Origin of the sequence: Caballeronia sp. LjRoot31, assembly GCF_964253885.1 — a bacterium.
Taxonomy (GTDB): Bacteria; Pseudomonadota; Gammaproteobacteria; order Burkholderiales; family Burkholderiaceae; genus Caballeronia.
The window spans coordinates 1,190,920-1,205,067 of sequence record NZ_CAXURX020000001.1 but is presented as its reverse complement, the minus strand read 5'-3'; the positions used below and the strand labels follow the sequence as shown (position 1 = coordinate 1,205,067).

Sequence of the window (14,148 nt, the reverse complement as noted above, 5' to 3'; positions counted from 1 at the left end):
CTTCCTGCGCTTGCGGTTTTGCAAGGCCTTTTGCGCGGCCGTCTGCAAGGTCACTTACACCGGGAGTAAGGGACTGGAGCTTGCGACCGAAGCTTGCAACCGGTACGCATGAAAACGCGAAATGCGAATGCGCTTCATAATCGAACACTCGAAGGACTGGAACAGCCTGGCCTCCCCCAACCACGCGGCACCTGTACTGCGGCCGCATCGACCTCACTCCCCTAGCCTATGCCCGCACTGATTGAGGACTACGCCCTGGTCGGCGATGGTCACACCGCTGCCCTGATTTCAAAAGAGGGTTCGATAGACTGGCTGTGCTGGCCGCGCTTCGACTCCGGCGCGTGTTTTGCGGCCCTCTTGGGCACGCCGGAAAACGGCCGCTGGCTGATCACGCCCGACCTGCCCGACGGCGCCCCGCCGCCGGTCATCACCCGCCGGTATCGCGGCGATACGCTGATCCTGGAAACCGATTTCGAAACGCCCGACGGAAAGGTTTCGCTCATCGACTTCATGCCGGTCCGTGACGGCGCGTCCGACCTTGTGCGGATCGTGGTGGGCCGGCGCGGCACGGTGAAGATGAAAATGGAACTGGTGCTGCGCTTCGATTATGGCTCCTCCATCCCCTGGGTCAGCCGGCTCCCCGACGAAAGCGGTATTCGCGCGATCGCCGGTCCCGATCTGTGCGTGTTGCGCACGCCCATCGAGCTCACCGGCGAGAACATGCGCACCGTCGGCGAATTCACCGTGAGTGAGGGTGAGCGCGTCCCCTTCTCGCTCGTGTATTCGCAATCGCACTTGCACCTGCCTCGTGCACTCGATCCCCATACTCAGTTCGCGCGCACCGAGAACTTCTGGCTGGAGTGGTCGGGACGCAGCAATCTTGACGGCCGCTGGGGTCCGGCCATCCGCCGCTCGCTGATTACGCTCAAGGCGCTCGCTTACGAACCGACCGGCGGTATTGTCGCGGCGCCGACCACGTCGTTGCCTGAGCAACTGGGCGGCACGCGCAACTGGGATTATCGATACTGCTGGTTACGCGACGCCACCATCACCCTCCTCGCGATGATGCGCAGCGGTTACTACGATGAAGCGCGCGCCTGGCGGGCGTGGCTTGGCCGCGTGATGGCCGGGTCGCCGGATCAGGTGCAGATCATGTACGGCATTGCGGGCGAGCGGCGCTTGCCCGAATGGGAAGTCGACTGGCTGGCGGGTTACGAGAACTCGAAGCCCGTGCGCATTGGCAACGGCGCGGTCAACCAGTTGCAACTCGATGTCTACGGCGAGGTCATGAACGCGCTGCATCTCGCGCGGGTGGGCGGCCTCCAAAGCGATGAAACCGTATGGTCGATCCAGCGCGCCATGCTCGATCATCTCGACACCATCTGGCAGGAAGCGGACGAAGGCATCTGGGAAACACGCGGCGGCCGTCAACAATTCACGTTCTCGAAGGTCATGGCGTGGGTCGCCTACGACCGCGCGATCAAATCGGCGGAACAGTTCAGCCTGGAAGGCCCGATCGACCACTGGCGCGCGGTGCGCGACACCATTCATGCGGACGTATGCGAGAAAAGCTGGAATCCGTCGATGAACTCGTTCGCGCAAACTTACGGCGGCGACGCTCTCGATGCCAGTTTGCTGCTGATTCCACTGCTCGGCTTTCTGCCCCCCGAAGATCCACGCGTGATCTCCACGGTCCACGCCATCGAGCGTGATCTCACCCATGACGGGCTGGTCAAGCGATACCACACGACGGAAGTACAGGACGGACTGCCGCCCGGGGAAGGCACGTTTCTGGCGTGCAGCTTCTGGCTGGTCGACAATCTCGCGCTGCAGGGCCGCCACGAGGAAGCGTACGCGATGTTCGAGCGTTTGCTCGGTCTCGCCAACGACGTCGGCCTGCTGGCCGAGGAATATGACACGGTCGCGAAACGTCTGGTTGGTAATTTTCCGCAAGCGTTCTCGCATGTCGCGCTCGTGCATACCGGCATGAACCTGATGCGCCACGAACAAGGCATGGCGAAGGCTACGGGCCAGCCCGCGTCGCGTCAGGACAAACCCTCGGACGCAACGCTCGCAAAAGAAAGCAAAACGTAATGCTGTTCGAATAATTAACGGAAATTGACGATTTCAACGCTAAATTCATGCTGAATAGCGGTAAAGAACACGTATGTTGCGTTGCACAAAAGCGCGTTCTTGGCTATGATCGAAGAGGCTTTCCGACCGGTCGTTCGGTGAATTGAAATTTTGAATGGGGTCTGGATCACGGCTTAGCCGGTATGTGTTTTGTGTGCTGTTTCGTGTTGAGCCCAGAACCGTGTTGAGCCCGGAAGGCAACGCCGGCTTGATGCCCAGTCCCGCCCCCCTTCCCTGCGACCCCTCATGAAGCGAACAAGCAACAACGCAAGCAACAACGAATAACTGCCAGCACCAGCAATGCGGTGCAATCGACGAACTGCACGCCGAGCCGGGAACCAGCGAAAGCCTGACCCGGCATGACGCCACCGCCGATAGAGGCCAACCGCCGGACACGCTCCCGGAGACGGGCGCAGCCGGATTTATACAGGTCAGACATGCTCTATCAATTCCACGAATTTCAGCGGGCCATGTTGAGCCCCCTTACGGCATGGGCGGAAGCGGCATCGAAGTCGTTCACCAATCCTTCCAGCCCGCTCGCGTACGTGCCCGGTTCCACGCGGCTCGCGGCCGGCTACGAATTACTGTACCGCCTGGGCAAGGATTACGAAAAGCCCGAGTTCGAACTGCATCAGATCGAGAAGAACGGCCATGCCATTCCTATCGTCGAGCAGATCGTGCTGGAAAAACCCTTCTGCAGGCTGATCCGCTTCAAGCGTTTCTCCGACGACAGCGCAACCGTCACCGAACTCAAGACCGAACCTATCGTGCTGGTGTGCGCCCCGCTGTCGGGTCACCACTCCACGCTGTTGCGCGACACGGTGAAAACGCTGCTGCACGACCACAAGGTCTATCTGACGGACTGGCTCGACGCCCGCATGGTGCCGCTTGAAGACGGGTCGTTCCATCTCGACGACTACGTGGAGTACATCCAGGAATTCATCCGCCATATTGGCGCGAAAGACCTGCACGTGATCTCGGTGTGCCAGCCGACCGTGCCGGTGCTGGCCGCTATCTCGCTGATGGCCAGCCGCGGTGAAGACACGCCGCGCACCATGACCATGATGGGCGGCCCTATTGATGCGCGTCGCAGCCCCACGTCGGTCAACTCGCTCGCGAGTGAACATTCATACGAATGGTTCGAGAACAACGTGATCTACACGGTGCCGGCGAACTATCCGGGTGTAGGCCGCAAGGTGTATCCGGGCTTTCTGCAGCATGCCGGTTTTGTCGCCATGAACCCGGAGCGGCACGTGACGGCGCATTGGGACTTCTATCAGAACCTGATGCGTGGTGACGACGAAGATGCGGAGCAGCATCGCCGCTTCTACGACGAATACAACGCCGTGCTCGACATGGACGCCGACTACTACCTCGACACCATTCGCATTGTGTTCCAGGAGTTCCGCCTGGCCGAAGGCACGTGGAACGTCAATGGTGAGCTCGTGCGTCCGCAGGACATCAAGAACACGGCACTGCTGACCATCGAAGGCGAACTCGACGACATTTCAGGCAGCGGCCAGACACGTGCTGCGCATGACTTGTGCACCGGCATTGCGGCGAAGAACAAACGCCACTACATGGCGGAGAAGGCCGGCCACTACGGCATTTTCTCGGGACGCCGCTGGCGCACGATGGTGTATCCGCAACTGCGCGAATTCATTCTCGCGCACGACAAGGCGCCGAAAAAGGAAGCTGTCCCGGCCTGATCGCGGTCTGACGGAATAGCCGCCTGGAATTGATTGGCATGACACAGCACGCCGCGTTTTACGCGGCGTGTTTCATTGGAGGGCCCCTCTGCGACGAGCAGGCCCGATGCATCAGCGCCGCAACAAATACGCGAGCAGCAATTCCGTGTTCATCTTGATGATTTCATCGCGTTCGGCGTCGCGGCTGAAGTCGAGTCCGAACGTGGCTTCGAGCGTGAAACGATTCGATACGATGTAATACCCGAGCCCCGACAAAGTCACGTAAAAACGCAGCGGGTCGACGTTATTGCGAAATAGTCCGGCATGCTGACCACGTTCGAGAATCTTCGCAAGCGTGGCGACCACCGGCGATATCAACTCCCGAATGCGCGTGGAACCCTTTATATAGCGGGCTTCGTGCAGATTTTCGTTATTGATGAGCCGCAAGAGTTCGGGATGCTCACGATAATAATTCCAGATGAAATGCGCCAGTTGCGTGATCGCTTCGACGGGTGCGATCCCATCGAGATCCAGCGTCTTTTCAGCCTCGGTGAGTGCGGCGAATGCATGTTCGAGCACAGCCGTGAACAACTGCTCCTTGCTGCCGAAATAATAGTAGAGCATTCGCTCGTTGGTTTCGGCACGGCGTGCAATCTGGTCGACACGTGCGCCGAACAAGCCGCCCGCGGCAAATTCCTCTGCGGCGGCGAGCAGGATGCGACGGCGTGTACCCTCGGGATCTCTTTTGATTTTTGGCTGGTTCATGGTGGCTTTGTGATCGACAAACCGCGTTATCGAAATAGCGTCACGCGTTCCCGTGTCCTCAGGACGCATGCGATGGATCGGTTACGCCAACGTGATTGGGGAATACCGTCCTGCAGTCAATCGAAAGCAATTTGATTATGTGCACATCGTTGGCAGGTTGGCAATTGGGAATGGTTGGGAACAGCTTGAAATTCAGCGATAATGCCGCATCCCGTGCAACGGCCGGAAACGCTCGAACAGGACGTCAAAAATGAGCGCGAACCAGAGCGCTCGACATGTCCCCACGTGCTGTCGCCGAATGTCGTCGAATCTCGCCGAACGCGGATTATACGGATCGTGCCAAGGGCCAATCGTCTGTTTTGTCGGATCCACAAGCCTGGCCAACGCCAGATGAATGGACCGTTCGTGTTGCAACGCCTTCGCGCCAAGGTCACGAGCCCGTCCGCGCCATCCTCCCCAAGCCGTTAATGTGACTGTAGTGACTGCAACTTCTGCCAAAACCCTCGCCGACCAGATCGAAGACCGGCTGCCCCAGACGCAATGCACCAAATGCGGCTATCCCGCTTGCCGGCCGTACGCCGAGGCCATTGCCGCGGGCGAGGCAAATTACAACCAGTGCCCACCAGGCGGACAGGAAGGTGTAGTCCGGCTGGCCAGCCTGCTCGGCAAGCCTGTCATTGCGCTGAATCCCGATAACGGCGTGGAACGGCCCCGGCCGCTTGCGATCATCGATGAAAATCTTTGTATCGGCTGCACGCTGTGTTTGCAGGCGTGTCCGGTCGATGCGATCGTCGGTGCGGCGAAGCAGATGCACACGATCATCCCCGAGCTCTGCACCGGCTGCGACCTGTGCGTGCCGCCCTGCCCGGTCGATTGCATCGCCATGGTCCCGGTCACGGGCGAGAAAACCGGCTGGGACGCATGGAGCCAGCAGGAAGCCGACGCGGCGCGCGAGCGGCACGACTTTCGCCAGGCACGCCTCGCACGTGAACGCGACGCGGCCGAAGCGCGCAAGGCGGCGCGCATGGCGGGTGCGTCGGGTACTGAGCCACGCGCTCGACTGAATACCGAGCCAGACGGATCGGTTGACTCAAAAACGGCGCAGCCGGCCACCACGGCCGACGACGACGCGCAGGCAAAAAAGCGCGCCATCATCCAGGCCGCGATGGACCGTGCACGCCAGAAGAAAGAAGAGATGGCCAAACTTGGCGTGGGGCCGAAAAATACCGACGCGGTCAGCCCGGAAGTTCAAGCGCAGATCGATGCAGCGGAAGCGCGGCGCCGCCGTCTCGGTATGACGCACCCTGATAACGACAAAAGTTCGACACCTGCCATCGACCCCGACCGTGAACCTGGTAACGATAACAAGACCTGAACACGATGAACGCCCAAAAACGCCGTGCGATCTTTGAAACGCTGCAAAGCCTGAATCCGCATCCGACCACCGAACTCGAGCATGAATCGCCGTTCGAATTGCTGATCTCGGTGCTGTTGTCGGCACAGGCTACCGATGTCTCCGTGAACAAAGCCATGCGGCGCATGTACCCGGTCGCCAACACGCCGGCCAAGGTGCTGGCGCTGGGCGAAGAAGGCGTGAGGGAGTACATCAAGACCATCGGATTGTTTCGGACGAAAGCGAAGAACGTGATCGCCACGTGCAAGATCCTGGTGGAGCAATACGGAGGGGAGGTCCCGGACGATCGCGAGGCGCTTGAATCGCTTCCCGGCGTTGGACGAAAGACGGCGAACGTGATCCTGAACACGGCGTTCGGGCATCCGACCATCGCCGTGGATACGCATATCTTTCGGGTATCGAATCGGACCGGGCTCGCGCCCGGCAAGGACGTGCGCGCGGTCGAAATAGCGTTGGAGAAATTCGTCCCCGATGAATTCAAACAGGACGCCCATCACTGGCTGATCCTGCACGGCCGTTATGTGTGCCGGGCACGCGTGCCGGAATGCTGGCATTGCGCGATCGAGCCGCTGTGCGAATTCCGGCCGAAGACGCCGGCGCCTATCGAATAAGCGGAATAAGCGGAATAAGCGGAATATAAGTGGAATAAGCACCGGGAAGGTCGACACGTGCCGAAACGGGCGAAAGGCAGCGATGCAGCTTAAAATGAGCCTCTGAAAACGACCCCTGCAAGCCACTCCACACCCATGTTCAACCCCAGCCGCGACGAAGTTCGCCAATTTTTCACCGACACCTGGCGCAAGCAGCGCGAGGGCGGCGTCCTGACACCGCTTGAGAGCATTGCCGCGGATTGGATCGGCGAGCATCCTGAATACCAGCAAGAACTCGCCGATCCCGACGTGGCCCACGCCGACTACTCGCCGGATCAGGGCAAGAGCAACCCGTTCCTGCATTTGTCGATGCATCTCGCCATTACCGAGCAATTGTCCATCGATCAACCGCCCGGCATCCGGCGCGCGCATGAGCGACTGGTCGGCCGGATGGGATCGACGCATGACGCTCAGCACGCCATCATGGAATGCCTTGGGCAGATCATCTGGGAATCACAGCGCAACAACACGCCGCCGGACACCGACGCGTATCTTGCGCTGATCGAACAACGGGCGTCGCGAGACTGAAGAACAAGGCCCGAGAGCCGAGGGCCGAACCAAAAACGAAAACACCCCGCGAGTCATTGACCGGCGGGGTGTTTTTTTATGCGTCCATCAAACCGACAAAGACGATCCGGCGATGCTTACTTCTTCACGATCAAATCGCCATCCAATGATTCGATATACGCCGAGATGTCCTTCAGGTCACTTTGCGACAAGCTTTGCACCTGTGCGGCCATGATCGGGTTGTTGCGCCCGAAGTTCGGATTGCCGTTGCCCATCTGATACTGGCGCAACGCCCAGTACAGATAGTCGGCGTGCTGGCCTGCGAGCTTCGGATACTCCGCGCTCACCGGCTTGTTCAGGTTCGGGCCGTGGCAGGCCGCGCAATTGTGGGCCTCGGTGAGCACCTTGCCATTGCTTGCATCGGCTGCATGCGCCGGCTGCATGGCCAGAACGCCGATCGCGCCGATCAGCGCGGCTGCCGTGCATGCTGTCTTCAACACTGTGTCGAGTGCCTTCATGAATTCTCCTATCCGCGATTAGTGATTACCGGGTGACGGGCGCCCTGGATCTGACATTCAGATGCGGGCGCAACGCGGATCACTTGTCGGGATTGTTCTTCGAAGAGGGGGTTTGCGCGGCGTAATACGCAGCGATGTCGGCGATATCCTGATCGGACAGCGTGGTCGCTATGCCATGCATCGTCTCGAAATGGCGATCGCCCTTCTTGTAGGCATGCAGCGCGTTCTCAATATAGCGGGCGCTCTGGCCGCCGAGCATGGGAACCCGGTACACCTCGGGATACGCGGTGCGGTAACCGGGAATGCCGTGGCACCCGATACACATCGCAACTTTGCCCTGGGCTGCTTTCGCGTTGCCCACGACATCGGCGGATGCCTGTGTCGCGAAGCCGGCAAGCCCCGACAGCGCTGCGATCACGGCACATTTGCCGACGAATTTATTCATAGCTTCTAACCTGGCATGAGGGGAAATCCGGCACCTTGGACGCCTGGCGTTCCGGGACTTTCTCGGGACTGGTCAAACGGACGCGCGCTGAACGAGGGCCCAAAACAGTCCCCAGGAGCGCAAATCCGCGCGTTTTCGCGCATTTCCGTTTTCCAGCCACGCGGGCCAAAAAAATCGCGCTAATTGTACCGCGCGACCTACCCTGCGTCCACCGGCCGCAGCGGGGCCGGCCCCATCGCTCAAGGCCGCAGCGCCTGGGTTCCGGCAGACTGCGACAATCTGTCCGATGGACATTTGATTCTCCTTCGGCAGCAAATGACCCGGTTGAGCACGATTGGGCGTTTCGGGGGCGGCTCGGCCAAAACCCTTCTGACTTATACTGCAATTTTTCCTTCTCCGAGGGACGCGTCATGCGTTTTGAAGGTTCATCGCAATATGTCGCCACCGACGATCTCAAGCTCGCCGTCAACGCCGCCATCACCCTGCAGCGCCCGCTCCTGATCAAGGGCGAGCCCGGCACCGGCAAGACGATGCTGGCCGAGGAAGTCGCCGCCGCGCTCGGCATGCCGCTCCTGCAATGGCACATCAAGTCGACCACCAAAGCCCAGCAGGGCCTCTACGAGTACGACGCGGTGTCGCGCCTGCGCGATTCCCAGCTTGGCGACGAACGCGTGAAGGACATTCGCAATTACATCGTCAAAGGTGTGCTGTGGCAGGCTTTCGACGCCGATGAACCCGGCGTGCTGCTGATCGACGAAATCGATAAAGCGGACATCGAATTCCCGAACGACCTGCTGCGCGAACTCGACCGGATGGAGTTCTACGTCTACGAGACCCACGAACTGGTGAAAGCGAAACACCGGCCACTGGTGATCATCACGTCGAACAACGAAAAAGAACTGCCCGACGCGTTCCTGCGCCGCTGCTTTTTCCACTACATCAAATTCCCCGAACCCACGACGATGAAACAGATCGTCGAGGTGCATTTCCCCGGCATCAAACAGGAACTGCTCGCCGCCGCGATGCAAAGTTTCTTCGAGTTGCGCAACGTGTCGGGGCTGAAGAAGAAACCGTCCACATCGGAATTGCTCGACTGGCTGAAGCTGCTGCTGGCCGAAGATATTGGCCCCGAAGCGCTGCGCTCCACCGATCAGAAACAGGTCATCCCGCCGTTGCATGGCGCGTTGCTCAAGAACGAACAGGACCTGAGCCTGTTCGAGCGCCTGCTGTTCATGAACCGCAACAACCGTTGAAAGGGCTGCAAGCATGAGCCGCTGGATCGATCCGGTTACGCTGGAAGGCAGGTACGTGAGACTCGTGCCGCTCGAACGCGAACACCAGGATGCGCTCGCCAACGCCGCCGCGGACGGCGAGTTGTGGAAGCTCTGGTACACGAGCGTCCCCTCGCCCGAGACGATCACCGCATGGATGGACGCGGCGCTCGCCATGCGCGATTCAGACGGCGCGCAACCCTTCGCGATCATCGACGCGCAGACGGGCGACGTAATCGGCAGCACGCGTTATATGAATGTCGAGGCGGCACATCGGCGGCTGGAGATCGGCAGTACGTGGTATGCCAAACGCGTGCAGCGCACGGCGATCAACACCGAGGCCAAGCTGCTCCTGCTCTCGCACGCGTTCGATACGCTGAAGACCATCGCCGTCGAGTTCCGGACTCACTTCATGAACCGGCAATCGCGCGCGGCTATTGCGCGGCTGGGGGCGAAGGAAGACGGGATTCTGCGCAATCACCAGATCGGCCGGGACGGCATTTATCGCGATACGGTGGTATTTTCGATTATCGAGTCCGAGTGGCCGGCCGTACGCGCGAATCTGCGCGCCAAACTCGAAACGCGGTTCGACTTGCCGCTCGACTCATAGCGCGACTCGTACTGCGACAGATTGGGCAAGGAGCCCGGCATGCTGATCGACTTTTTCTATTCTCTGCGCGGCGCCAAGCTACCGGTTTCGGTCAAGGAATACCTGACGCTGCTTGAAGCACTCAAGGCCCAGGTAATCGGGCCTTCTATCGACGAGTTCTATTTTCTCGCGCGCATGACGCTGATCAAGGACGAGAAATACTTCGATAAATTCGATCAGGCGTTCGGCGCCTATTTCAACGGTATCGCAACACTCGATGAAGACGCGTTCACTGTGCCGCTCGAATGGCTCAAGAAACGGCTGGAGCGGGATTTCACGCCCGAGGAAAAACGCCAGATAGAAGCGCTTGGCGGTATCGACAAGTTGATGGAACGGCTGAAGCAACTTCTCGATGAGCAGAATGAACGGCACGAAGGCGGCAGCAAGTGGATTGGTTCAGGCGGGACGTCGCCGTTCGGCAATGGCGGGTTTAATCCGGAGGGGATTCGAATTGGCGGGGATTCCGCGGGCAACAGGACGGCGGTCAAGGTCTGGGATGAGCGCGCGTATCAGGATTACGACGATCAGGTCGAGATAGGGACGCGTAATATCAAAGTGGCGTTGCGGCGCTTGCGGCGTTTCGCACGCGAAGGCGCCGCCGATGAACTCGATCTCCCCGACACCATTCGCAGCACCGCCGCCAATGCCGGCTGGCTAGATATCAAGATGGTGCCGGAGCGCCACAATAATGTGAAGGTCCTGATGCTGCTGGATGTAGGCGGGTCGATGGACGACCATATCAAGCGCGTTGAAGAACTGTTTTCCGCAGCGAAATCGGAGTTCAAGCATCTGGAGTTTTATTACTTCCATAACTGCGTGTATGACTATCTCTGGAAAAACAACCGGAGACGGCATGGCGAGCGCACCGCCACGTTTGATGTGCTGCACAAATTTTCGCCCGATACAAAGCTGATTTTTGTCGGCGATGCAACCATGAGTCCGTACGAGGTCGTTCAACCCGGCGGATCGGTTGAATATAACAATGCCGAAGCCGGCGCGGTCTGGCTAAGGCGACTCGCCGATCAGTTCCCCCATTTCGCGTGGCTCAATCCTGAGCCTGAAAGGCTTTGGGAATATCGGCAATCGGTATCGATTATTCGGCAAGTACTGGGCGGCCGAATGTTTGGGTTGACGCTTGGCGGGCTTGAAAGCGCGATGCGGGCGCTTTCCAAATAACCGGCGTTCTAACCGTCGTTTGTTACGCGGCTCTCCCGCCGCGCGCCGTTCAATACAAATTCAAGGGCTTATACCGGCCCCTTTACCCCTTTTATTCACATCGATTTAAAGTGGCACGGCAATTTTTTTCCAGACTGTCACTGCCCTTAATCCCTTCCGGCCAGTACGATCTGCGACTCGTCCTCCAAGGTTTCGCATGAATCCGCCCGCCACGACCTTCCGCCCCCTCGCCGATTCCTCCGTCTCCGCGCTTGTCGCGGGATTCGTCGCCATGATGACGGGCTATACGAGTTCGCTCGTCCTCATGTTCCAGGCCGGGCGTGCCGCCCATCTCTCCGATGCCCAGATTTCCTCCTGGATCTGGGCCCTCTCCATTGGCATGGCGCTGTGCACGATCGGCCTGTCGCTCAAGTTTCGCGCGCCGATTGTCGCCGCCTGGTCGACGCCCGGCGCCGCTCTCCTCGTGACCTCGCTCCCGAACGTGGCGTACCCGGACGCCATCGGCGCTTTCGTCGTGTGCGCGGTGTTGCTGACCATCGTGGGCCTCACCGGCTGGTTCGATACGCTCATGCGGAAAATCCCGGCCAGCATTGCCGCCGCGCTGCTGGCCGGCATCCTGTTCGAGATCGGCATCGAGATCTTCAAGGCCGCCCAGTTCCAGACCGCCCTAGTCCTCGCGATGTTCTTCACCTATCTGGTCGTGAAACGCCTCGCGCCCCGTTATGCCATCCTCATGACGCTCGTGGTCGGCATCGTGGCTGCGGGGTCGCTCGGTTTGCTCGACTTCAGCCAGTTCCACGTCGCGCTCGCCCACCCCGTTTTCACCCTGCCGCACTTCTCGCTCGCGGCGGTCATCAGTATCGGCATACCGCTGTTCGTGGTCGCGGTGGCCTCGCAGAACGTGCCCGGCATCGCCGTGCTGCGCGCGGACGGTTATGACACCCCGTCAGCGCCGCTGATCGCGACAACCGGCCTCGCGTCGCTTGTGCTCGCGCCGTTCGGCTCTCACGGCATCAACCTGGCAGCCATTACCGCCGCGATCTGCACCGGCCCCGAAGCCAGCGAAGACCGCTCGAAGCGCTACATGGCCGCTGTCTGGTGCGGGATTTTCTATCTCCTGGCCGGCGTGTTCGGTGCGACCATCGCCGCCTTGTTCGCATCGATGCCAAAAGCGCTGGTCGTGTCAGTCGCCGCGCTGGCCTTGTTCGGCTCGATCATGAGCGGCCTCACCAACGCGATGAGCGACCCGCGGCAACGCGAAGCCGCGCTCGTCACGTTCATGGTCACCGCGTCGGGACTGACGCTGCTGTCTATCGGCTCCGCGTTCTGGGGCCTGGTAGCGGGCGTCGTCACGCAGATTGTGCTCAACGCGCGGCGGGCGTAGATTGATCGTATCGACGCGAAATGTTCACGCGAACAACGTGTAATGGGACGTGGGTTAATGCCGGGCTCCGGGCATCGGAATTGCGTAAGAGACATGGAGGGTGGAGCTTACCCCTCGCGCAACATCGGCCACCCTTGTACTTGCAGGTCAGCAATCGCGGTGACCGGCGCAGCGGGTGAACTCTCGAAGCCACCTGCCGTCGAAACGAGTTGAGCATCGTATGCAACGCGGCAGATCAGCGGCCGAAGGCAAGAAGCACAACCGCGAACCACGGCGTTCTCTGCGCCAAATGGCGCGGCAGGAATAGAATGGCAATCTTGGGCGAGCCGCTCGCCAGCAGCTTTGGCGCAGCACCAGCACCGGCGGTCTCGCACAACCCTTTCACCCGCGGGCATTCCGCATCTTTGACAACGGCATAACGCGCCGAAGACCAGATATGACCACCGCTCTCGACCAGCTCAAGCAATACACCACCGTCGTCGCCGATACCGGCAACTTCCAGCAACTCGGCGAGTTCAAGCCGCAAGACGCGACCACGAACCCATCGCTGATCCTCAAGGCCGTCCAGAACGATGCCTACAAGCCGCTGCTCGAGAAGACCGTCAAGGACCACGCGAGCAAGCCGATGGGCCAGATCATCGACCAGCTGCTGATCGCTTTCGGCAAGGAAATCCTGAAGATCGTCCCGGGACGTGTATCGACAGAAGTGGACGCCCGCCTGTCATTCGACATCAAAGGTTCGATCGCCAAGGGCCGCGACATCATCAAGCTGTACGAAGACTCGGGCATTGACCGCAAGCGCATCCTGGTCAAGCTGGCGTCGACGTGGGAAGGCATCCGCGCCATGGAAACGCTGCAGAAAGAAGGCATCCATTGCAACATGACGCTGCTGTTCTCGACCGCGCAAGCCGCGGCCGCAGCGGACGCCGGCGCGCAATTGATCTCGCCGTTCGTCGGCCGCATCTACGACTGGTACAAGAAGTCGGCAGGCGCGGATTGGGACGCAGTCAAGATGGGCGGCGCGAACGATCCGGGCGTGCAGTCGGTGCGCAAGATCTACGCGTACTACAAGAAGTTCGGCTACAAGACGGAAGTGATGGGCGCGAGTTTTCGCACCGTCAGCCAGATCACCGAACTGGCCGGCTGTGACCTGCTGACCATCAGCCCGGATCTGCTGCAAAAGCTCGCCGAGAGCACTGAAAAGGTTGAACGCAAGCTGTCGCCGGAAGCGGTCGCGAATGATCCCGTGAGCAAGATCGAAGTCGATGAATCGAGCTTCCGCTTCCTCGTCAACGACGACGCCATGGCAACCGAAAAGCTGGCAGAAGGCATCCGCGCGTTCGCCGCCGACGCCGTCAAGCTCGAAAAACTGATCGAAGCGCTGAAATAATTTCGCGGTTGCAACACCTGTATTTCGCGTCTGAAAACGGGCGTCGGCGCTATTGCGCCGACGCCTTTTTTTATGCGGATCGAGGCTGCGGGGTGCGTTTCTAGCCCTCCGGCGTGGGCTAGACTTTTGGCACGGGTGGCTAAGCTGCCCGACTCACC

The 14,148-nt window shown here is 60.1% G+C and carries 14 protein-coding genes; 10 read left to right on the top strand and 4 right to left on the bottom strand.

The features are described from left to right. Nucleotides 1-228: 228 nt before the first annotated feature. Both ACSQ8V_RS05270 and ACSQ8V_RS05265 read left to right on the top strand, forming a co-directional pair. Entirely contained in the window at nucleotides 229-2,094 is a 1,866-nt protein-coding gene (locus ACSQ8V_RS05270) for a glycoside hydrolase family 15 protein (RefSeq protein ID WP_436205086.1), read from the top strand. A 476-nt stretch (nucleotides 2,095-2,570) separates the two neighbouring features. Then, nucleotides 2,571-3,842 (top strand): polyhydroxyalkanoate depolymerase, encoded by a 1,272-nt coding sequence (locus ACSQ8V_RS05265; RefSeq protein WP_436205085.1) that lies wholly within the window; start codon nucleotides 2,571-2,573, stop codon nucleotides 3,840-3,842. Nucleotides 3,843-3,953: 111 nt separating this feature from the next. Here the strand turns inward: ACSQ8V_RS05265 and ACSQ8V_RS05260 are convergent, their stop codons facing one another. After that, nucleotides 3,954-4,586 carry a TetR/AcrR family transcriptional regulator gene (locus ACSQ8V_RS05260; RefSeq protein ID WP_213763475.1) on the bottom strand — a complete coding sequence of 211 codons (633 nt, stop codon included), beginning with the start codon at nucleotides 4,584-4,586 and terminating at the stop codon, nucleotides 3,954-3,956. A 478-nt stretch (nucleotides 4,587-5,064) separates the two neighbouring features. Between ACSQ8V_RS05260 and rsxB the strand changes: the two genes are divergently transcribed. The 3 genes from rsxB to ACSQ8V_RS05245 all read left to right on the top strand — a co-directional run bounded on the left by rsxB (nucleotide 5,065) and on the right by ACSQ8V_RS05245 (nucleotide 7,178). Further along, nucleotides 5,065-5,961 carry an electron transport complex subunit RsxB gene (gene rsxB / locus ACSQ8V_RS05255; protein WP_436205084.1) on the top strand — a complete coding sequence of 299 codons (897 nt, stop codon included), beginning with the start codon at nucleotides 5,065-5,067 and terminating at the stop codon, nucleotides 5,959-5,961. 5 nt (nucleotides 5,962-5,966) lie between these two features. Beyond that, nucleotides 5,967-6,611 carry an endonuclease III gene (gene nth / locus ACSQ8V_RS05250; RefSeq protein ID WP_213763477.1) on the top strand — a complete coding sequence of 215 codons (645 nt, stop codon included), beginning with the start codon at nucleotides 5,967-5,969 and terminating at the stop codon, nucleotides 6,609-6,611. A 135-nt stretch (nucleotides 6,612-6,746) separates the two neighbouring features. Then, nucleotides 6,747-7,178: a DUF1841 family protein gene (locus tag ACSQ8V_RS05245; protein WP_031361310.1), complete on the top strand. Its 432-nt coding sequence runs from the start codon at nucleotides 6,747-6,749 to the stop codon at nucleotides 7,176-7,178. A gap of 116 nt (nucleotides 7,179-7,294) precedes the next feature. On the opposite strand, the gene ACSQ8V_RS05240 is transcribed toward ACSQ8V_RS05245, so the two are convergent. After that, complete coding sequence (locus tag ACSQ8V_RS05240) at nucleotides 7,295-7,675, bottom strand: c-type cytochrome (RefSeq protein WP_213763478.1); 381 nt, start codon at nucleotides 7,673-7,675, stop codon at nucleotides 7,295-7,297. A 79-nt stretch (nucleotides 7,676-7,754) separates the two neighbouring features. Beyond that, nucleotides 7,755-8,120, bottom strand: coding sequence for a c-type cytochrome (locus tag ACSQ8V_RS05235; RefSeq protein ID WP_097261818.1), 366 nt, complete (start codon nucleotides 8,118-8,120; stop codon nucleotides 7,755-7,757). 410 nt (nucleotides 8,121-8,530) lie between these two features. Between ACSQ8V_RS05235 and ACSQ8V_RS05230 the strand changes: the two genes are divergently transcribed. From ACSQ8V_RS05230 to ACSQ8V_RS05215, 4 genes are all read left to right on the top strand, one after another. Continuing rightward, entirely contained in the window at nucleotides 8,531-9,373 is an 843-nt protein-coding gene (locus tag ACSQ8V_RS05230) for an AAA family ATPase (RefSeq protein ID WP_062090977.1), read from the top strand. 13 nt (nucleotides 9,374-9,386) lie between these two features. After that, nucleotides 9,387-10,001, top strand: a complete 615-nt coding sequence (locus ACSQ8V_RS05225; RefSeq protein ID WP_213763479.1) for a GNAT family N-acetyltransferase — start codon at nucleotides 9,387-9,389, stop codon at nucleotides 9,999-10,001. Between the two features lie 39 nt (nucleotides 10,002-10,040). After that, nucleotides 10,041-11,216 (top strand): vWA domain-containing protein, encoded by a 1,176-nt coding sequence (locus tag ACSQ8V_RS05220; RefSeq protein WP_436181121.1) that lies wholly within the window; start codon nucleotides 10,041-10,043, stop codon nucleotides 11,214-11,216. A 196-nt stretch (nucleotides 11,217-11,412) separates the two neighbouring features. Beyond that, a complete protein-coding gene (locus tag ACSQ8V_RS05215; RefSeq protein WP_436181120.1) occupies nucleotides 11,413-12,600 on the top strand; it encodes a benzoate/H(+) symporter BenE family transporter in 1,188 nt (395 codons plus the stop codon). 235 nt (nucleotides 12,601-12,835) lie between these two features. On the opposite strand, the gene ACSQ8V_RS05210 is transcribed toward ACSQ8V_RS05215, so the two are convergent. Further along, entirely contained in the window at nucleotides 12,836-13,066 is a 231-nt protein-coding gene (locus ACSQ8V_RS05210; protein WP_436181119.1) for a hypothetical protein, read from the bottom strand. Here ACSQ8V_RS05210 and tal point away from each other — a divergent pair. Next, nucleotides 13,037-13,990 carry a transaldolase gene (tal, locus tag ACSQ8V_RS05205; protein ID WP_213763483.1) on the top strand — a complete coding sequence of 318 codons (954 nt, stop codon included), beginning with the start codon at nucleotides 13,037-13,039 and terminating at the stop codon, nucleotides 13,988-13,990. The two genes, ACSQ8V_RS05210 and tal, sit on opposite strands and share 30 nt — an antisense overlap. The last annotated feature ends 158 nt before the right edge of the window (nucleotides 13,991-14,148 follow it).